This is a genomic window from Mycetocola lacteus (genome assembly GCF_003667575.1).
In the GTDB taxonomy this organism is placed as follows: Bacteria; Actinomycetota; Actinomycetes; order Actinomycetales; family Microbacteriaceae; genus Mycetocola; species Mycetocola lacteus.
Window position 1 is genome coordinate 103,355 of record NZ_RCUY01000010.1, and the last position, 20,258, is coordinate 123,612.

The window sequence follows — 20,258 nt, forward strand, 5'->3', positions numbered from 1 at the left end:
CCTCCACTCCCGAATGTACCAGCGTTGCCATCTGGAGGCACCCTCGGTGCCGACACTGCCGGCCTATGAACCGCTACGCGATACGGACATTTTCGTCTCCGAGCTCCACCTCGATACGCAGCGTTCCCCCCACGGCCTCCACATAGCGACGCAGGGTATCCACCTGCGCTCGTTCGATGTCGCCATTTTCCAGACGGGAAATGCGATTCTGGCTCACATCGAGCCGCGCCGCCAGCTCAACCTGTGTCAGCGAGCAGGCTTCCCGGAGCTCTCGCAGCCGAAACGACCGGATCGCCGCGATCATCCGCTCCTTATGCGCGTCAACGCTTGCGCGATCGACCGGACGCTCGCGCAGTACGTCTTGCAGGCTCGTATTCATCGTTACCTCCCCAGCTCTCGCCGATGCTTATCGAATAGATCATCGGCAACAACGATATTTTTCATGTACCACTTGTTCCAGTTACCGGACTTGTCACCGGCCACCAACATGATCGCCTGACGCTGTGGGTCGAATGCGAACAGAATACGAAGCTCGCTTCGTCCCGAGGAGCCGGGCCGAAGTTCCTTCATATTTCGGTGGCGAGAATGAGACACGGTGTCAACAATTGGGCGACCAAGTGCGGGACCATGCGCGGCAAGTAATTCGAGAGCCGCGATGACCTGCTCATATGACGATTGATCCAGCTCATGCAGCCATTGAATAATGTGTTCCACATTTATGGTCCACATGACTGTCAGCCTACAACTTTGGGGCTATATAACGCAAGAGGTTTTGATCGTGGATGTGCGCGCTCCCCCACCTGCGTCATTCTCATGATTCGAAACATGTATCCTCCCCTACATTCGCGTGGGCCCACGCTAGGCGCGAAAGCCCATGGTTTTCGGGGAGCCCGGAACCGTACGCAGAGGATTTCAGTGTGTTAACGCTGGCTTAACCGGTCATCACGTTGAATGGGGATACAACCACAGGAGGTCACACAATGTCCGTTCTTCCCAGCTCCGCCGTCTCCGACGTTTTCGCCTGGTCGCTCGAAATCACGTGCGGCACCACCTCGGTGGTTTCCATCCCGTTGCCGATGGACACCGCAGCCGAAACCGCCGGCACCTTGCCCGAGCGATTCGCCCCCACCAGCCACCTCGACAACGCCGCCGTTCGGTTGCACTCGCCGCTCGCCGGCTCATAAGCCCCCGCTTCCCCGGGCAAACTCGGGATGAAACGGGATGAAGAGGATCCCCGGGTTTTCCCTCCCCCGGGGATCCGCCATTTAACCGTCACCCAGTCCGTCACCCCAGTCCCTCACCCCACCAGCCAACGCATCCGCCATTCAGCCAGCTAGCAGCTAGCAGCTAGCAGCTAGCAGCTACTTTGCCGGAGCGATTCCTGGCGCGGTTCCGGCGGCGACCTTGGCCGCATAGTCGGCCACGGTGTCGTGGGCGATGGCCTCGCGCAGGGCGGGAATTGCCGCGGAATTCAGGTTGACGATGGACTGCTTGTGATCCGGGGACCAGCCGGTCCCGGCGGTGGGCATCGTGAAGTAGTGGATGTTCTCGGCCCGCAGATCGCGCAGGCTGAGCCCCAGCTCGACCATCGTCGGGAAGTCGAACCCGGAATCCACCGAGAGGAACTTCGAAGTCTCGGTCACAAAATTGGAGATCTTGGTGGGATCGGTCAGCGTATCCTTGCTCAGCAGTGCGGAACCCAGCGCCTGCAGATAGAGCTGCTGGTTGCGCACCCGCTGGAAGTCACCGGTCGGGAACGCGTAACGCTCACGCACAAAACCGAGGGCGTGCACACCGTCGAGGTGGTTGATGCCCTGCGGGAAGGTCATGTTCTCGTCCTTGCGGGTGAAGCCGGTTTCAACGTTGACATCTACGCCGCCCAGGGCGTCGGTCATGCCGCGGAAACCCTCAAAGTCGATGATCGCCAGGTTGTCGATGCGCACACCGAGCAGCGATTCCACGGTCTCCACCACGAGCGGGGTACCACCCCAGGCGAGGGCCGCGTTAATCTTGGCGTTGCCATGACCGGGGATCGGCACCCAGAGGTCACGCATGATCGACATCACGGTCACGTCCTTGCGATTAGCCGCAATGTTCACCAGCATCAGCACGTCCGAGCGCTGATTGCTGCCGGTGTCCTCGCCGGCAATGGTCGCGTCGCCGCGGGAGTCGGATCCCAGCAGCAGAATGTTGCGGGACCCGTCGGTGGCCTGCGGCGGCCGAGCCTCCTCCTTGGGGAAGGTTTCGGCGCTGGGCAGCACGGTGACGTTGCTGTTGTAGGTGTCGGCAAGGCTCGCCACATAGGAGCCGGCAATCGCGATGCCGATCAGCAGGATCGCCAGGATTGAGGAGGTGGACCACACCACAATCTTGCGGGTGCGGGTCCACGGTTTCTTGGCGGCCTTGCGCTCGGCGCGCGTCGGCACGTCTGTTTCGGCGGTGGAGAGCAGCTCATCAATGGGGGAATTCATGTTCGGGATGTCCTTCGGGTGGTTGATGCAGATTCGGGAGGTTAGTGGGTGCCGCGCAGGGTGTCGCGCAGGCGAACGGCGACGTAGCGGAACAACTCGATGGCGTGCGTACCGCCACGGGAGTTGCGCTGCAGGAACGGGGAAAACGGCTCGCCGCCGGCGGCAGGGCGACCCACCGCCTGGATCCGGGCGTTGATCGCACGCAGGTGACGCTCGTTTTCCCACCAGTAGTTCCAGGAGGGAAAGCGGGAGGCGATCGTGTAGCGGGCCCCCACGCGGGTGCCCGGCACATAGGTGCCCGGTGCCCAGGCGCGGGCGAACAGGTCGTAGTCCTCACACCAGCGGATGCTCTTGTCATAGCCGCCGCTGGTCAGGTACCACTCACGCCGGAAGGCCGATGCCGTGTGCGGCACGGGCATCCGTCCGCGGCGGATCTGCGCATCCACCTCGGCGGCGGTTTCGGGGAAGCGCAGCGCATTGTGCGGGGTCCCGTCGGGCAGCACCGAGGTGATCTGTCCATAGGTTACGGTGGCCTCGGGGTGTGCGGCAAAGATCGCCAGGTGATCCTCAAGGCGGGTGGGCAGCGAGGCGTCGTCGGCGTCGGCAATCGCGATGATGTCGGCACGGGCGGCGCGGATCGCGTGGTCACGGGCGGCGGCGCGCCCCACGTTGCGACCCAGGCCGATCACCCGGATCCGCGGATCGTTGAGCTCGCAGGCGATCAGTCCACTCTTATCGCTTGAGCCATCGTCAAACACGACGACTTCAAAGTCGGGCATGGTCTGCACCAGCAGGGATTCCAGGGCGGCACCGATCGTGGCCTCATTGTTGTAGGCGGCCATGATGACGGAGATTTTTGGGGTGTTAGACACGGGCGGGTACTCGTTTCTTCGGGTTGGGAGTGGACGCGGCAGCCTCATCGGGAAGGCCGAGGGACAGGCCCACGAGGGCGCCCAGCGGGAGCATGACAAAGGGGTAGATGATGACGTTGTCGGTGGTGGCGGCGAGCGCCACGGCAACCATCGCGATCAGCGCAGCCCAGTGGATCGGGCTATCGGAGTGGGCGGCACGGCGGCCCACCCGGCCGAGTAGCGTGGCGAAACCCCAGACAAACAGGGCCAGGCCGATCACGCCGTAGTCGTGGTAGAGGCGCAGGTATTCGTTGTGCGGATGGGAGATATTGGTGAAGTGGGCGGAGATCAGGGCGCTCGCGCTGCCCGCTCCGTTACCGATAATGGGGCTCTGTGCGGCGCTGTCCAGCGTCATCTCCCAGAGCACCGAGCGGCCCGAGGTGTTGATGGTCAGCCCGCCAAAGTCGGCGGCGTTGTCCCCCTCGAGGAAGCGTTCGCGCAGCGGCTCATAGGTGGTGACCAGCAGCCACACGCCCACCAGGGCGATGCTCAGGGTGATGATTGCCAGCAGTAGCCGGTTGCCTCGGCGCAGGCGCACCACAAAAAAGGCGAACAGGGTGACGGCGATGACTGAGGCGGTGCGGGAGAGACTGGAGACGATTGCCGCGGTGATGATGAACGGCGAGAGCCGCAGGATCAGGCCCGCCGCGGGCACGGCGATCGCCGTGGAGAGCAGGATCAGCGCGGTCAGCGCGAGGGCACGCTCATCGTAGATTTCGATGCCGGCGCCCAGCGCCCCGAGGAACACCAGCGACACGATGATGCCGGTCCAGCGCAGCGCCGAGAGGGCACGCATCGCGCGCTCCGGGGTCGCCCCCTGGGCGGCAAAGCAGATCCCCAGAATGAACATGGTGAAGACCGCAACGTTTTGCAGACCCTCAATCGAGGGGCTCAGCAGCAGGCGTCCGCCCGAGTAGGCCAGGAAGATTCCCAGGGTGATCGGCAGCACGCGCGGTCCGCGTACGGCGTCGGAACGCTTGCGCAGCAGCAGCGGGATGCAGGCGACGAATGCGACGGCGATCAGCAGCGTGATTGCCGCCGAGGCGGATACCGGCCCCACCGACCAGCGGGCGGGCACGTTGATCAGCAGCGCGATCGCGCAGGCAACCAGCACAATCCAGGGAACGCGCGCCTTCGGCAGTGCGGGAGCGACCGAGCCCGAGACCGTCGCGGAGTTTTGCGCGGCAGACGTGGCGGTGGGCACGGAAGCGACCTCGGCCGAAGCCGACGCGGAATCTTGCGCGGCGGGGGCGGCAGTGGGCGCGGCAACCCGGACGGCACCGCGGTTAATTACCCGGGCCTTTCCAAACGGGAGTGCCGGGCGCAGCGGGCGAATCCGGCGCGAGGTCGTGGAGGTCATCGAATGTCACCCGCTCCGGTGAGGACCGTGGTCCAGGATCCGGCAAAGGCCAGTTCGGAGAAGTTCTGCTCGAAGCGGGCGCGGGCGGCGCGGGCCATCCGGTCGCGCAGCACGGCGTCGTTCAGCAGGGAGCGCACACGTGCCTCGAAGCTGATCGTGTCTCCGGCATCCACCAGGAATCCGGTGACGCCGTCCTCGATCAGGTCGGGAATGCCGCCCACACGGAATGCCACCACCGGGGTACCGCAGGCCATGGCCTCGATAATGGTCAGCGGCTGAGCCTCGATCAGCTCGGAGGTGAAGGCCAGGCAGGATGCACCGGTCAGCGCATTCCACTTGGTCTCCCCACCCACCGATCCCAGACGACTAATTGAACGCTCGGCACCGGCCTCGCGGATCCGGGTGTCGATATTCTCGACCAGCGCCGAGTCTCCGGCCGGTCCGGCCAGGGCAAAGGTGCCGCGCTCGCGTCCACGGAAGAGGGCCAGGGCGATGGTGACAAACACGTCGGCCCCCTTTCCGGGAATGATGTTGGAGAGAAACAGAACATTGCGGGTGGTGGGGGCCTGCGGGGTGAGCGCCTCCGGCAGACCGGTCGGAGTGTTGGCGATGCACACCACGGTGGACTCGGGCTGGGGAACAAACGGTGCCACGTCGGCCACCAGGGTCGGGCCGAGGGTCACGATCTTGTGCGCGGAGCCCAGCAGACGACGCACGAAGAAGCTCCAGATGCCGCTGCGGGCGGCCAGGTCTCGGAATCCCACGGTGTGGATATAGAGGACGGTCCGGGCACCGGTCAGGCGCAGAATTTCAGAGACGATCCAATCGACTAGGAAGGATCCGGTGCGGGTCGTGGCAAAAAACACCACCGCGCGCGGCTTCCAGGTGAGCGTCGTCCAGAGGGTGCGCCACCACAGGCCCACCGCGAGCAGGATCTTACGGGCGGAGGCGGTACCCACCTCGCCGATGTCCTGGCTGAAGCGGCGATCCACCAGTCGGGTGGTCCACCCGCTCTGGGCGAGGATGTCAAGCAGACGGGCGGTCATCAGGGTGCTGCCGTGCAGGGGCGGCGGCAGTTGGCTGATGACCATGACGCGGCTGTGCCGGCCGTTCACAGTTTCGGGCTGTGCGGTACTCATTACGCCGCGACCCGTTTTGCGCGCGGCTTCAGCACGGCCCAGGAGAACACCAGGTTGCCGATCAGGTAGCGACGCCACAGCCGGCGCGGCTCGGAGGCGAACCGGAAGACCCATTCCAGCCCGAGCGTGCTCAGGATTTCCGGGGCCTCCTTCTTGGTCCCGGCGATGAAGTCAAACGCGGCACCGATTGCGATGGCGACCAGGCCCAGCTCCTCGGCCACGCGGCGAGCTTCGGCATCCTGCTTGGGGGTACCCAGGCCCACCCAGACGATGTCGGGACGGGTTTCCCGGATTAGGTCGTCCTGGGCCGCAAGCTCAGCCTGGCTCAGTGCACGGAAGGGCGGACTGTAGGAACCGGCCACGATCATGCCCGGGTAGCGACGCTCGAGTTCGGCGGTCAGCAGTCCCAGGGTTTCGGGGGTGTTCCCCAGGAAGAAGTGGCGCAGTCCGGTGGCGCGCCCCTCGCTAATTACGTTTTCGAACAGTGACGGTCCGCGCACCTGCGAGAGGTTACTGCCTCTCTTAATACGCGACGCCCACGTGAGCGGCTTTCCGTCGGGAAAAATTGCCGCGCTCTGTGCGAGCAGCTCGTGGTAACGCTCGTCCTGGTGCGCGAGGGAAACCACAAACGCGTTGGCCAGGTGAATGTCGGCGGGCTCGTGCTGGGCCGCCGCCTCACACACGGCGGTGGATGCGGCTGCGGGATTAATGGCACAAACGGGCAGTCCGGCGATGGCCGTGGTGGTGATGTTTTGCAGGCTCATAATTTTTTTCCAAACTTGAGTGGACATTTCGGGTTACCATCTAATATATTAGTAGTAAAGCACAAGACATGCTGAAACATCAAGAGGGTCGACAAGATCTTCCCTCGCCTCGCCACCCGCATCACCCCGGCGAATCCCGAACCCCTAACAAAAGGAACAGCAATGACCAAGCGCGCATTTATCACCGGCATCACCGGCCAGGACGGCTCCTACCTCGCCGAGCTCCTGCTCTCCAAGGGCTATGAGGTCCACGGACTGATCCGCCGAGCATCCACCTTCAACACCTCGCGCATCGATCACCTCTACACCGACCCGCACAACGAGGACGCCAAGCTCTTCCTGCACTACGGCGACCTGCGCGACGGAGGCCGACTGGTTACGCTGCTCTCCCAGATCAAGCCGCACGAGGTCTACAACCTGGCCGCCCAGTCCCACGTGCGCGTCTCCTTCGATGAGCCCGAGCACACCGCGGATGCCACCGGAACCGGAACCGTCCGTCTGCTGGAGGCCGTGCGTATGTCCGGCATCGAAACCCGTTTCTACCAGGCGTCCTCCTCGGAGCTGTACGGCGCGACCCCGCCGCCGCAGAGCGAGTCCACCCCGTTCCACCCGCGCTCCCCCTACGGCGTGGCCAAGATGTACTCCTACTGGATCACCAAGAACTACCGCGAGGCCTACGGCATGTTCGCCGTGAACGGCGTGCTGTTCAACCACGAGTCGCCGCGTCGTGGCGAGACCTTTGTAACCCGCAAGATCACCCGCGCCGTTGCCGCGATCAAGGCCGGCACTCAGGAGCACCTCTACATGGGTAACCTCGACGCCGTGCGTGACTGGGGTTACGCCGCCGAGTACGTCGAGGGCATGTGGCGGATGCTGCAGGTTGATGAGCCCGAGGACTTCGTGCTGGCCACCGGCGTGGACTACACCGTCAAGGACTTCCTGGAGATCTCCTTCAGCCACGCGGGCCTCAACTGGGAGGATCACGTCAAGTTCGACGAGCGCTACCTGCGCCCCTCCGAGGTGGATGCCCTGGTTGGCGACCCGACCAAGGCCCGCGAGAAGCTGGGCTGGGAAGCCACCGTGCGCCCGGATGACCTGGCCCGCCTGATGGTGGACGCCGACATTGAGGCACTCAACCACCCGGGCAAGAACTGGATCGACACCGTCAACCTCGCAAGCTGGAAGAAGTAATCCCCGATGACCCCCCTGACCCTGACCTCCGAAACCCGCATCTTCGTGGCCGGCCATCGAGGCCTGGTGGGCTCCGCCATTTGGCGACACCTGGAATCCCTCGGGCACACCCACCTGATCGGTCGCTCCTCGAGCGAGCTGGATCTGCGTGATCGCGGCGCCGTCTTCGAATTCCTCTCCGTCGAGCGCCCCGATGTGGTGATCCTCGCCGCCGCCAAGGTGGGCGGGATCCAGGCCAACAACACCTATCCGGCCGATTTCCTCTCCGAAAACCTGCAGATTCAGGTGAACGTGATGGACGCCGCCGCCGAGGTGGGCATCGACCGCCTGCTATTCCTGGGCTCCTCCTGCATCTATCCGAAGTTCGCACCCCAGCCGATCCAGGAGGATTCGTTGCTGACCGGCCACCTCGAGGAGACCAATGACGCCTATGCGATCGCCAAGATCGCCGGCATCATCCAGGTCCAGGCCGTGCGCCGCCAGTACGGGCTGAAGTGGATCTCGGCAATGCCCACCAACCTTTACGGCCCCGGGGACAACTTCTCCCCGACCGGCTCGCACGTGGTTCCGGCGATGATCCGCCGCTACGCCGAGGCTGCGGATGCCGGGAGCACCTCGGTCACCAACTGGGGCACCGGAACCCCGCGCCGCGAACTGCTGCACGTGGACGATATGGCCGCCGCCTGCGTGCACCTGCTAAACACCTACGACGCCCCCGAGCACGTGAACGTGGGTGTGGGCGAGGATGTCTCGATTGCCGAACTCGCCGCCGCGATTGCCGCCGCCACCGGCTATGCGGGTGACACCGAATGGGACACCACCAAGCCCGACGGCACCCCGCAGAAGCTCCTCGATATCTCCCGGATCACCGCGACCGGTTGGACCCCGCAGGTCTCCCTCGCCGAGGGCATCACCCGCACCGTGGCCTGGTATCGCGCGCACCGCGACTCGATTCGGAGCTAGTCATGCTTGGGAAGATTCGCTCACTCGGTGCCCCCATCGGTGCCCAGGGGCTCTACAGCATCGCGGGGATGGTGGTCACCCTGGTGGGCACACTCGCGATGGCCCCCGACACCTGGGGGCGGGTGGCGATCATCCTCTCGGCCTTTTTCATCGTGGTCGCGTTTGTGCGCGGGGCCGGGTCCATCCCGATCCTGGTGTTCCTATCCGGGGATGCCACGGCGGCCTACTGGGCGCGGCGTCCCGCGCTCATCCTGACCGCACTGGTGGCCGCCCTCACCGGCACCATCCCGGCCCTGGTCGGCTTCTCGGTGGGACTCCCACTCCCGGGCATCCTGCTGGGCCTCGCAACCATCACCTATTCACTGTATGACATCACCCGCACGATCGACCTGGCCACCGGCGACTTCACCCGCGTGGTGCGCAGCGACGCGGTGATGTTTGGGCTGCTGCTCCTGGGCCTGCTACTGTGCCTCACCGACCTCCCCGCTGACAGCGTGGTTCCCGCCTCGATGGTCCTGGCCTACGGCGTGGGCACGGCCGTGTCGCTGCTCGGCCAGCCGCGCTCGGAATCGCTGCGAATCCGCGGCTACTGGCGACACTATGGTCGTGACATCCCCTTCCTCGCACTGGACGCTCTGCTGATGGCCACCACCGTAAACGGGTTTGTGTTCCTCGCCGGCATCATGGGTTCCCCCGAGCTGGCCGGCGCATTCCGTACCGCGATTTCCCTCTTTATCGGCCCGCTTCAGCTCGCACAAACGGCGAGTTCGCCGTTCCTGGTGCGGATGCTGCGCGGGTCCGCCCGCGCCTATGAGCAGGATCCGGGTGCGGATCTGCGCCTGCGCACCCTGCGGCAACCCGCGCTCCTGGTGGCCGCGTTTGTCTTGGTGGGCGCGTGCTACGGGGCGATTGCCCTGGTCGCCGGCGGGGCGATTTCCCGGCTGCTCACCCAGGAGGTCTGGATCGCCGCCGCCGACCTCGCCCTGGCCTGTGCGCTGCTGATCGGGGCGCTCGGTGCCTCCTCCCTGTTGTCCACCTTCCTGCGCTATCGCCATTCGAGCCATCTGCTGTTCTGGGTGCGGGTGATGACCCTGCTCGCCTCGATGGCCATCTTCGCGGCCCTGTTTGGTCCGGCTGGCGCGCCCCTCACCGTCGCGATTGCGGCGGCGGCAGCTCCCTGGATCGTGGTACCCGGCCTGTTCGCGCTGGCATTCTGGCGTCCGGTCTCCCCGCGTCTGGGCGCGGCGCTCGCCTAGCCGATTCCCCCTCAACTCCCCCACCTCACCCCCAACCTCATCGCCCCCACCTCCCCCACTGGCTTCGCCCCACCCGAAAGGCACCCCATGTCCAAGCTCTGGCTCCTCCTGTTCCGTTTTGGCCCGCTGATTCGCCGGCTCGGTCAGACCCCGTACCGCCGCTTCACCGTGGCCACCCTGCGCCGGGCAGGCATCGTCGTGGCCAATCCGCAGTGGGTCAGCCCGCGAGCCTACTTTGATATCGGCCGTCCGAACGCGATCACCATCGAGGATGGCGCGGTGATCAGCCATGACGTGAAACTGCTGACACACGACTTCAGTCTGGATCGCGTTGCCGTCCAGCTCGGGGCGCTGCGCGAGGGCGAGGAGTTTGTCCGCTACGCCCCGGTCTTGGTGGGCACCAATGCCTTTATCGGCATGAACGCGATCGTCCTGCCCGGGATCTCCGTGGGTGCGGGCAGCATCGTGGGGGCCGGTTCGGTGGTCACCCGGGATGTGCCGGAGAACACCGTGGTTGCCGGAAATCCGGCGCGGGAAATCTGCGGCACGGCCGAGTACCTGGCCCGAAGCCGGGGCAAGTTCATCGTCAAAAACCATCAGCGCTAGCAGTCGCATCCGAGGGGGCACCAACCTATTGGTCGGTGCCCCCTCGGCGTGTCTGGGAGCCCAACTCGACCGGAATTCCCGAGCACTTCCTTTAAATATTAGATGTCGTTGCATTTCCCAAAAGAGTTTGGCAAGCTCGGCAGTGCTTGAAATATCAGGCGACTAGATGGGGAGTGTGGTATCGGGGGATGGTCCCTGCGCGCTCCCGCGTGAAAGGCACCTACCCGATGCGAAAAACCCTTGCCACCGCGGCGCTCTGCGCCGCAGCGTTTACGCCGATGCTTGCCCAGCCGGCCTTTGCCCAGCCCCAGGACACCCCGCCCACGGCGTCCGCGACCACGACCCCCGATGCCAGCACCTCCTCCCTGATCACCCCGGTAACCCCGAACTTCATCCAGGGCACCGCCGGCAACACCCAGATCCGCTTCAGCGCGCCGGCCACCGGGCGACTGCTGATCACCGCCCCCTCGGGAACCCGCATCAACCAGGTTCAGATCCCCGGCTGCACCATTGCCGCCGATGGCTCGACCGCCGAGTGCGGAACCGATGCAAGCACCTGGAATGCCCCGATCGCGCTGACCCTGGCCTCGGACGGCGTTACCGCCCCGGGTACCTCAACCGACGGAAGCATCAGCATCCTGGTTGGCGACACCACCGTGAGCACCGTTGCGCTGAGCGCGACGGTCACCGCCAACCTCGCCACCTCAAGCCCCACCGTTCAGGTGGGTGGCAGTGCCGACCTAACCGCGAGCTTTGCCATCGCGAGCACCGGATTTCTCACCCTCACCGCACCGCAGGGCACCACCTTCACACGGGTCTCCGATGCGCGCTGCCAGATCTCGGCCAGCGGTACCACGATCACCTGCGCCGGGCCGATCCGCTGGCGTGACCCGCTGACCGCAACCATCGCTGTGGACCCCGCCATCCCCGTCAGTACGGTCCTGACCGGTGGCACCGCGCGCCTCGCCGCCGCGGGTGGCGCGGCCATCACCAGCAGCACGTTCAGCGTGACCGTGGGTGACGAGCTGGCAACCCCGGAGTTTGAGCAGCAGCTCAACTCGATCTGGGGCACCGGAATCCCGGGGGCAACCGTCAACGTTCACAACGATAAGAACCAGCTGGTGGCACACACCGAGGTGCGCGGCGACGGCCTCTGGGGCATCGATATCCCCTTCGCCGGACGCGGCAACCACACCTTCAGCCTGACCCAGACCCTGGGCACCGGCAGCTCGAAGCCTACCGAGGTGAACGTCGACTTCGGCGAGGGCATGGTGGTGACCTCCCCCATGCACGGTGGCGTCTTGAACGGCACCCCCGCCACCTTCACCGGGACCGGAACCGTGGGTGCCACGGTAACCGTGGCCGGAACCACGCGCACCATCTGCACCACCGTGGTCACCGAAAACGGCACCTGGAGCTGTGACGCCACCTTCGAGCTCCCCCCGGGTGGATACACCGTAACCGCCCGCCAGAGCGGCACCGTCACTTCCTCTGCCACCGTGTCTTTTACACGCCAGTCGACCGCCTCGGCCAAGGACGTGGCATTTACCAGCCCCGGTGAGAATGAAACCGTTCACACCGCGCGACCAGTTTTCCAGGGCACCGGAGAGCCAGGTTCAACCGTCCGCGTTTATGGCACCTCCCGCACGATCGGCACCGCAACCGTGGATACCGCTGGACACTGGTCGATCCCCACCCCGTTTGACCTGAGCGGAGGACTGAACATCAGCGCCGAACAGTTGCCGATCAACGGTGCCGCCAAGTCCTTTGACTGGGTCCATTTCTCCATCAAGCTCTAACCGGCATAGAAAGCACACCACTCATGACCATGCGAAAAACCCTCGCCACCGCGGCGCTCTGCGCTGCCGCCCTTAGCCCGATGTTCGCCCAGCCGGCCTTTGCCGCCGGGAGCATCGATACACCTGCACCCAACAGCGCGGCCGTCTCCGACACCGCGTTTGGCAAGCTCCCGGTCTCGTTCTCGGTCTTCCAGGGCAAAACCACCAGCAACGGGCCCCGCTTCATCAAGTCGGTAACCGGCCAGCTGCGCATCACCCTGCCCACCGGCATGGTCATCACAAGCCTGAGCGGCCTCGATTGCCAGCTCAGCCAGGACGGCCGCGTCGCCCTCTGCGGTGAAGACGCCACGGTGTGGTCAGGCAGCCCCCAATTCGAGTTCGGCTGGGACGGGAAAACCACCCCGGGTAACCGCACCGACGGACGCTTTGACATTCTTCGCGGCGGCACCGTGATGGACTCGTTCACCTTCTCAGGGAGCGTGAAGGCAAGTCTGGAGGTTTACAGCCCCATTATCAATGCCGGTGCCGAGGGCACACTGTTTACGAACTACGCAACGAGCCTGCGCGGTGACCACGTATTCACGGCACCGACTGGAAGCACGTTCATCGGCAGCAACAATCCACGGTGCAGTATTTCGCCCGACGGACGCACCGCAACCTGCGGGGATGTCACCGCGAGCCCGAGCATGCCGCTGACCCTGACTCTGCGTGTGGGTGAGTCTGCGACCCCCGGCGCGGTGCTGACCGGGGGCCGAGCCCAGGTTACGAAGAACGGCGCACTCCTCAGCGAGGCTTCCTTCTCGGTCACCGTGGATGGTGCCACCATCGCACCCACCGTGAGCGGGCCCGCTCACGGATCCACCAACACGAGCGAAACGGTGAAATTCAGCGGCACCGGAGCACCGGGTGCCACCATCACGGTTGCCGGCTCAACCCGCACCGTGTGCACCACCACCGTGCGCGAGGGCGGCGATTGGAACTGCGACGCGACCTTCACCTTAGCCAACGGCCGCTACGACCTTACGGTCTCCCAGCGCAAAGACTCGGTTGTCTCGACGACCAGTGTGTCGTTCACTCAGGCGGTTCCGGCACCGAGTCCCACCATCCCGGTAACAATCACCGCTCCCAACCAGGATTCGGCCTCACCTACCGCGCGCCCGACCTTCGCCGGCACCGGCACCCCGGGCGCGACCGTCCGGGTCTTCGGAACCTCGCGCACAATCGCCTCGACCACGGTGGACAACGAGGGCAACTGGCAGGCCCCCGCCCAGTTTGATCTGGGGGCGGGCTCCTACCGAGTATCCATCGAGCAGAAGAGCGGACCCGCAGCACCACAGGTCATCTCGCACGCATTCACTATCGCCCCGCGCTAGTGCATGCCGGGGTACCCGATGCGTCCGGGTACCCCGCCTCCGTCAGCGTCGACACCTTCGGAATACATAAATATTAGATAGCTTCTCCCCCTCGGTGAATCACCAACTCCCTGCTGCGTTATCGTGAAATGTTAGATAACTAGATGGGGAGATTAACATGATTCGGTCCACTCAGCACGAATACAGTCAGTACGGGGCGCACGCGCAGCAGCTGCTGGGTGACACCGTCTTCGAGCGACTCCTGGCCGACATTATGTCCGGGCGTTTTACCCCACACGAACGCCTCAGGGTGGACGAAATTGCGCGCGAACTCGCCGTCTCCAGAACCCCCGTCCGCGAGGCGATTACCCGGCTCGCATGGTCGGGTTTTGTCGACGTGGCCCGCAACAGTCACACCCAGATTGCCAACTGGAATACCGCCGACATGCGCGACCGATTGCGGATGGGCGGGGAACTCACCCTCCTCGCACTCGCCGATGAGCGACTCGATTTACGCGCCCTCCGCCTGGCATCCACCTCGCCGGAACAGCTCCGAATGATCGGGGACACCCGCGCGTTTCTCGATCTCATCGAAGACATCACTCGCTCCACGTGGAGCTGCGCGGTGAATCGCATTCTCGAGGAGCTGCACCGACCCCTCCGGCTCTATCTGCGCTCACCACTCCTCGCCCAGCACGGCGTACATCTGGCGGCCCGATCCGCCGAACGCATTCAGATTCTGGACGAGCTCAGCACCGCACTCCGAGCAGGCAATCGAGCCACCGCCCACGGCTACCTCGAGGACTATCTCGCCGACCTAGTCCCCGCATTTGACCCTTCCTGACCCATACCAATCACCACAAATCGAAAGGCACACAATGTCCGTGCGTAAAACCATGACGGCCGCAGCGCTTTGCACCGTCGCCCTGGGCTCGCTGATCGCGCAGCCCGCCTTCGCCGAAACCCTGGTCGACCCCTCGCCCAAGGCTTCCACCACCAACAACCAAACCGCCGCCGCCGATATCGCCATCACCGCGTTTACCGGCTATCGCGGCACCGACGTCGAGGGTACGGTCTCCTTCCCCAACGGCAAGGTCGAGGGTCAACTAAAGTACACCGCCCCCGAGGGGACGATCATTACCAAGATCGACACGTCCGACGCGGTCATCTCGGCCGACAAGAAGACGGCCATCCTCGGCAAAAACACCGACACCTGGACCCTGAGCCGCAAGGTTTCGCTCCAGGCAGTGCCGGGCACCTCGGCTCCCGCCGCCCTCACCGGCGGCAAGATTGAGGTCATCAAGGATGGTTCGGTCACCAAGAAGCTGGACTTCAACTTCACCCTGAACACAGCGTTCGCCTCCACATCGATCCCCTCCTTTGTACAGGGGCTCACCGGTACCTCAACGGTAAAGTTCGCCAAGAACGTGTTCGGGCAGCTGAAGTTCACCGCCCCCACCGGCACCCGGATCAAGGCGATCAACTACTCCACCTGCACGATTTCTCCAGATGGGCTCACCGCACTGTGCGGCGTGAACACCGACACCTGGGGTGCCGACCGCATCGTCACCCTGGAATCCGATGGCACCCAGACCGGCACCTTCACCGACGGTAAGGTTGAGGCCATCTACGACGGTCAGATTCGCGACTCGATCGCGCTGAAGGCCACCATCACCTCGAACCTGATCCCCACCGACGCCGTCATCAACGCCGGCGAAGAGGGTAACGCGATGATCAAGTTCACCAAGAACCTCGATGGCATCCTGCAGTTTGTGGCGCCGGCAGGCACCAAGTTCACATCCATCAACTCGCCCTACTGCGTGATTTCGGCAGATGGCACCACCGCAGACTGCGGACACCAGCCCAACTGGGGTGCGGACAAACTGCTGAGCTTCAAGATCAGCGCCAACGTGGCACCCGGCACCGTGTACACCGGCGGCATCGCACGGGTCACCGACAGCAGCGGAAAGCTGATCTCCAGCGCCACGTTTAAGGTCACCGTCGGCAATAAGGTGGCCAAGCCCACCTTCACGGCGAATCAGAACGTGCTGACCGGAACGGGCATCCCCGGTGCCACCGTGAACGTCCGCAATGACGCCAACGAAATCCTCGGCTCCAAGGTTGTGGACACCCACGGCAACTGGTCCATCGCCGTTCCCTTCCAGGGCAATGGCACCCGCACCGTGAACGTCTCGCAGACCTTCGGCACCGGCACCTCGGACACCGCACTGGCCACGCTGAACTTCGGCCAGGGTGTACAAATCTCCAGCCCCGCCGCGGGCGAGACCGTACTGACCGAGAAGGTGACCTTCACCGGAACCGGCACCGTGGGTGCCACCGTCTATGTCAAGGGCGCCACCAAGGACATTTGCTCGGCCGAGGTGACCACCAGTGGCACGTGGACCTGCGTCTCTACCGTTCCGATTCCCAACGGCCCCCTGACCTTCGGAATCAAGCAGGTCTCGGGCACGATTGATTCAAACACCACGATCTCCTTCACCCACAAGTACAACCCGGTGAGCACTCCGGTTAAGTTCACCAGCCCGATCAAGGACGAGGTTCTGCACACGCTGCGCCCGCTCTTCAAGGGCATCGGTCAGCCCGGTGCGGCGATTCGGGTATACGGAACCTCCAAGACCGTGGCGACCGCGACCGTTGACGTGAACGGAAACTGGGAAGCACCCTCCACCGTGGACCTGAACGGTGATTACACGCTGAACGTCGAGCAGACCCCAGCCGGCGGCAGCGGCGCGGTTACGCGGGACCAGGTGTCATTCAAGATTCGTCCGGGTGCCTCGGCGGATGTGACGGTCACCACCCCCGGCCAGAACAGCACCGTAAACACCAAGCGGGTTACCTATTCGGGCAAGGGCGAGCCGTTCGCCACGATCACCGTCAACGGCACCACCCGTCCCGTCGCCTCAACCACCGTGGACAAGGACGGCAACTGGACCGCGACCGGCACGTTTGACCTGGGCAACGGCGGTTACGACTTCGTTGTCACCCAGCAGGACCGCGCCGGTGCCCTCAAGCACGTGAACCTGCACTTCACCGTCAAGGCCAGCTAGCACCCCGAAAATAGCGAACAGTGGCCGGATCTCCCCATGGAGATCCGGCCACTGTTTTGCCCGCAACCGTCGGAAATTGGAAAATTTCTTAACAGAAATATTAGATGGTGTTGCGATCAGTTTAAATTTATGTAAGACTCTTCATGTTCTGAAATATTAGATCACTAGATGTGGAGAAGTCGATGATTCAATCAGTCCGTAGTGCCTCTCGTCACCGCGGCGCGATTGCGCAGCGGCTCCTTGGCGACACCGTTTTTGAACGCCTCCTGGCGGACATCATTTCCGGTCGATTTACCCCGCACGAGCGGCTTCGAGTCGATGACCTCGCCTATGAGCTCGCCGTGTCTCGCACCCCCGTTCGTGAGGCCATCACCCGGCTCGCCTGGACCGGTTTTGTGGAGGTGGCTCGCAACAGTCACACCCAGATCGCCGACTGGGACGCCACCGACATGCACGACCGTCTGGTGATGGCCGGCCGCCTGGTGGCCCTCGCCCTGACCGACTCGCGTTTCGATCTCAGCGAGCTACGCATCGCCTCCCCCGAGGACGAGACGGCACAGAACGAGGGTCGCCGCACCGGGTCCGACGCCGACATCCAGCTCTTCCTCGAGGTGGCCGAAGACATCACCTTCTCGCCGTGGAGCCGCTCGGTCAACCGCGTCCTGGTGGAACTACTGCACCCCCTGGCCCTGTACTTCACCTCCCCGGTGCTGGCCGCCCACGGCGTGGACCTTAGCCGGGATGAGCGCCCGCGCACCGCGTGCCTCAGCGGGCTAGCAGACGCCGTCCGCGCCGGAGATCGGGAATCGGCCAAACGCCAGGTCCTCGACTACGTCACCCACCTGGCCCCGCTGCTCCAGCCGGCCAGCCCCACCACCGAATCGCGATACGCGTAACCCCCCGCTGTCTCAACCTCACAGCTTCCCGACGAAAGGACCCCATGTCCACGACCACCACCTCCCCGCTGCGCACCACCCCGGGCACCCACCCGGCACCAAGCCACCTGCGCCTGGTATCCACCCACCTCGACATCACCGCGACCCACGATGAGGCCGACCTGGCCGCGGCGAAGGCCGCCCCGGCTCTCGCCCCGCACGCGGTCACCGCCGCCTCGGCCGCCGAGCGCATCATCGAATCCACCGGAATCTCGATCGATCAGGGTGAGCTAAAGCGGGGTGCCTGGGCCAAGCGGGCCCTGGATCTGTTTGGGTCCATCTGCGGACTGATCGCCCTCTCCCCGGTCCTCGCGATCATCGCCCTGATCGTCAAGCTGGACAGCCGCGGCCCGATCTTCTTCCGCCAGACCCGCGTGGGCCTGAACGGCACCGAGTTCTCGATCATCAAGTTCCGCACCATGCGGGTCGGTGCCGAGAAGCAGGTGGACGAGCTGATGGCCCTGAACGAGGGTGCCGGTCCACTGTTCAAGATCAAGGAGGACCCGCGCATCACCCGCGTGGGTGGCGTGCTGCGCAAGCTCTCCCTGGATGAGCTTCCCCAGCTCTTCAACGTCCTCGGCGGCTCGATGAGCCTGGTGGGACCGCGTCCCGGCCTGCCCCGCGAGGTGGAGCAGTACGAGCCCCACGCCCACGGACGCCTCCTGGTTTCCCCCGGAATCACGGGCCTCTGGCAGGTCAGCGGACGCTCAGACCTCGAATGGTCCGAGGGGCTGCGCCTCGACCTGCACTACGTCGAAAACCGCTCCCTCGCGCTCGACATCAAGGTCCTCGCTCGAACCGTACCGATGGTGCTGGGTTCACGCGGCGCCTACTAAGACTTTTTATCCCCCATCATTGACACACCCGAAAGGCACCACCACCTCATGACCATGCGTAAAACCATGACCGCCGCGGCGCTCTGCACCGTAGCACTGGGCTCGCTCATCGCACAGCCCGCATTCGCCTCGACTCTGATCGATCCCTCGCCCAAGACCGCGACCACCAACAACCAGGTGAACGCCGCCGATCTCGCCCTCACCACGATCAACACCGAGCGCGGTTACACGGTGGAGAGCACCCTCTCCTTCCCCAACGGCACGGCTTACGGCCAGATCAAGGTCACCGCGCCTCAGGGTATGAAGGTTACCGCCACCGACTGGACCGAGTACATCGCCCCGGACGGCTCCTACGCCCTGATGGGTAAGGAGAGCGACAGCTGGATCGCGGCGCGCAAGATCACGTTTAAGGTCCTCGAGTCAAGTACCGCGGGCAGCACACTTACCGGGGGAAAGATTGAGGTTGTCAAGGCGGGCGCGGTTTCCAAGTCCCTCGATTTCACCGCCACCGTCAAGAGTGCCTTCGCCTCGGTCAGCACCCCCTCCTTTGCGCAGGGTCTCACCGGCGTTTCCACGGTGAAATTTGGTCGGTCGGCCTACGGTCAGCTGAAATTCACCGCTCCCACCGGCACACGGATCACCGCCACCAATTACTCCACCTGCACGATCTCGCCCGACGGGCTGACCGCCCTGTGTGGCGTCAACACCGATACCTGGGGTGCAGATCGCACGGTCACCCTGACCTCCGACGGCACACACATCGGCACCTTTAACGATGGCAAGGTAGAGGCCATCTATGACGGCCAGGTTCGCGACACCCATGCGCTGGGTGCCACCATCACTTCCAACCTGATCGCGACCGACGGCGTGATCAACGCCGGCGAGGAGGGGACCGCCACCGTCAAGTTCACCAACAATGTGAATGGTCGCCTGCAGTTCATCGCGCCCGCCGGTACCAAGTTCAAGTCCATCAACTCCACGTACTGCGTCATCTCCCCCGATGGGACGACCGCCGACTGTGGGCAGCAGCCCAACTGGGGTGCCGACAAGGTCATGACCTTTAAGATCGATACCAACGCCGCCCCGGGAACCGTTTATACCGGCGGAATTGCAAGGGTGGTCGACGCCAATGGCAACCCCACCACCAGCACCGGCTTTAAGATCACCGTGGGCAACAAGGTTGCCAAGCCCACCGTGGCCGTGGACCACAACGTGCTCTCCGGTACCGGTATCCCCGGTGCGACCGTCAACGTGCGTAACGATGCCAACGAAATCATCGGCACCAAGGTCGTCGGCACCGACAGCACCTGGTCCATCACCGTCCCCTTCCAGGGCACCGGCAACAAGACCGTAAACGTGTCCCAGACCTACGGCACCGGAACCTCCGACACCGTCCTGGCCACCATCAACTTCGGCCAGGGCGTCCAGGTCACCACCCCGACCAACGGCTCCACCGTCACCACCGAAAAGGTCACCTTCACCGGAACCGGAACCGTCGGCGCCACCATCCAGGTCAACGGCTCCACCAAAAACATCTGCACCACCACCGTGGGCACCAACGGCACCTGGAGCTGTGAGTCCACCGTTGCGCTGATCAACGGACCCTA

At 64.3% G+C, this 20,258-nt stretch carries 19 protein-coding genes; 12 read left to right on the forward strand and 7 right to left on the reverse strand.

Going from position 1 to position 20,258, the window contains the following annotated elements; all coding sequences use genetic code 11:
- Nucleotides 1-73: 73 nt before the first annotated feature.
- A complete protein-coding gene (locus tag D9V34_RS12195; RefSeq protein WP_121689072.1) occupies nt 74-379 on the reverse strand; it encodes a helix-turn-helix domain-containing protein in 306 nt (101 codons plus the stop codon).
- Nucleotides 380-381: 2 nt separating this feature from the next.
- The gene (locus tag D9V34_RS12200) at nt 382-729 is read right to left on the reverse strand and encodes a type II toxin-antitoxin system RelE/ParE family toxin (RefSeq protein WP_121689073.1); all 348 of its coding nucleotides are present in this window, start codon (nt 727-729) and stop codon (nt 382-384) included.
- A 251-nt stretch (nt 730-980) separates the two neighbouring features.
- On the opposite strand from D9V34_RS12200, the gene D9V34_RS12205 reads away from it, so the two are divergent.
- A complete protein-coding gene (locus D9V34_RS12205) occupies nt 981-1,184 on the forward strand; it encodes a hypothetical protein (RefSeq protein WP_121689074.1) in 204 nt (67 codons plus the stop codon).
- A gap of 177 nt (nt 1,185-1,361) precedes the next feature.
- Here D9V34_RS12205 and D9V34_RS12210 read toward each other — a convergent pair whose 3' ends face one another.
- Genes D9V34_RS12210 through D9V34_RS12230 form a run of 5 tightly spaced genes read right to left on the reverse strand, consistent with a single transcriptional unit; the run spans nt 1,362 to nt 6,645 of the window.
- A complete protein-coding gene (locus tag D9V34_RS12210; protein WP_121689075.1) occupies nt 1,362-2,471 on the reverse strand; it encodes an LCP family protein in 1,110 nt (369 codons plus the stop codon).
- 41 nt (nt 2,472-2,512) lie between these two features.
- On the reverse strand, nt 2,513-3,343 hold the full coding sequence (locus D9V34_RS12215) for a glycosyltransferase family 2 protein (RefSeq protein ID WP_183091978.1): 831 nt from the start codon (nt 3,341-3,343) through the stop codon (nt 2,513-2,515).
- The gene (locus tag D9V34_RS12220) at nt 3,336-4,742 is read right to left on the reverse strand and encodes an O-antigen ligase family protein (RefSeq protein WP_121689077.1); all 1,407 of its coding nucleotides are present in this window, start codon (nt 4,740-4,742) and stop codon (nt 3,336-3,338) included. Before D9V34_RS12220 ends, D9V34_RS12215 begins: the two co-directional genes overlap by 8 nt.
- Entirely contained in the window at nt 4,739-5,881 is a 1,143-nt protein-coding gene (locus D9V34_RS12225; protein ID WP_121689078.1) for a glycosyltransferase family 4 protein, read from the reverse strand. Before D9V34_RS12225 ends, D9V34_RS12220 begins: the two co-directional genes overlap by 4 nt.
- On the reverse strand, nt 5,881-6,645 hold the full coding sequence (locus D9V34_RS12230; RefSeq protein WP_183091979.1) for a WecB/TagA/CpsF family glycosyltransferase: 765 nt from the start codon (nt 6,643-6,645) through the stop codon (nt 5,881-5,883). Before D9V34_RS12230 ends, D9V34_RS12225 begins: the two co-directional genes overlap by 1 nt.
- A gap of 162 nt (nt 6,646-6,807) precedes the next feature.
- Here D9V34_RS12230 and gmd point away from each other — a divergent pair, with 162 nt between their 5' ends.
- The 11 genes from gmd to D9V34_RS12285 all read left to right on the forward strand — a co-directional run.
- Entirely contained in the window at nt 6,808-7,836 is a 1,029-nt protein-coding gene (gene gmd / locus D9V34_RS12235; RefSeq protein ID WP_121689080.1) for a GDP-mannose 4,6-dehydratase, read from the forward strand.
- 6 nt (nt 7,837-7,842) lie between these two features.
- The gene (locus tag D9V34_RS12240) at nt 7,843-8,799 is read left to right on the forward strand and encodes a GDP-L-fucose synthase family protein (RefSeq protein ID WP_121689081.1); all 957 of its coding nucleotides are present in this window, start codon (nt 7,843-7,845) and stop codon (nt 8,797-8,799) included.
- 2 nt (nt 8,800-8,801) lie between these two features.
- A complete protein-coding gene (locus D9V34_RS12245; protein WP_121689082.1) occupies nt 8,802-10,055 on the forward strand; it encodes an MATE family efflux transporter in 1,254 nt (417 codons plus the stop codon).
- 87 nt (nt 10,056-10,142) lie between these two features.
- A complete protein-coding gene (locus tag D9V34_RS12250) occupies nt 10,143-10,661 on the forward strand; it encodes an acyltransferase (RefSeq protein WP_121689083.1) in 519 nt (172 codons plus the stop codon).
- 227 nt (nt 10,662-10,888) lie between these two features.
- Nucleotides 10,889-12,460, forward strand: coding sequence for a hypothetical protein (locus tag D9V34_RS12255; protein ID WP_183091980.1), 1,572 nt, complete (start codon nt 10,889-10,891; stop codon nt 12,458-12,460).
- A 23-nt stretch (nt 12,461-12,483) separates the two neighbouring features.
- A complete protein-coding gene (locus D9V34_RS12260; RefSeq protein ID WP_121689085.1) occupies nt 12,484-13,833 on the forward strand; it encodes an Ig-like domain-containing protein in 1,350 nt (449 codons plus the stop codon).
- A gap of 157 nt (nt 13,834-13,990) precedes the next feature.
- Entirely contained in the window at nt 13,991-14,656 is a 666-nt protein-coding gene (locus D9V34_RS12265; protein ID WP_121689086.1) for a GntR family transcriptional regulator, read from the forward strand.
- 34 nt (nt 14,657-14,690) lie between these two features.
- The gene (locus tag D9V34_RS12270; protein ID WP_121689087.1) at nt 14,691-16,880 is read left to right on the forward strand and encodes an Ig-like domain-containing protein; all 2,190 of its coding nucleotides are present in this window, start codon (nt 14,691-14,693) and stop codon (nt 16,878-16,880) included.
- A gap of 182 nt (nt 16,881-17,062) precedes the next feature.
- Entirely contained in the window at nt 17,063-17,776 is a 714-nt protein-coding gene (locus D9V34_RS12275) for a GntR family transcriptional regulator (RefSeq protein ID WP_121689088.1), read from the forward strand.
- 44 nt (nt 17,777-17,820) lie between these two features.
- Nucleotides 17,821-18,651, forward strand: a complete 831-nt coding sequence (locus D9V34_RS12280) for a sugar transferase (protein ID WP_121689089.1) — start codon at nt 17,821-17,823, stop codon at nt 18,649-18,651.
- A 48-nt stretch (nt 18,652-18,699) separates the two neighbouring features.
- Nucleotides 18,700-20,258 (forward strand): Ig-like domain-containing protein (locus D9V34_RS12285; protein WP_147441697.1); only part of this gene is annotated, 1,559 nt, incomplete at its 3' end.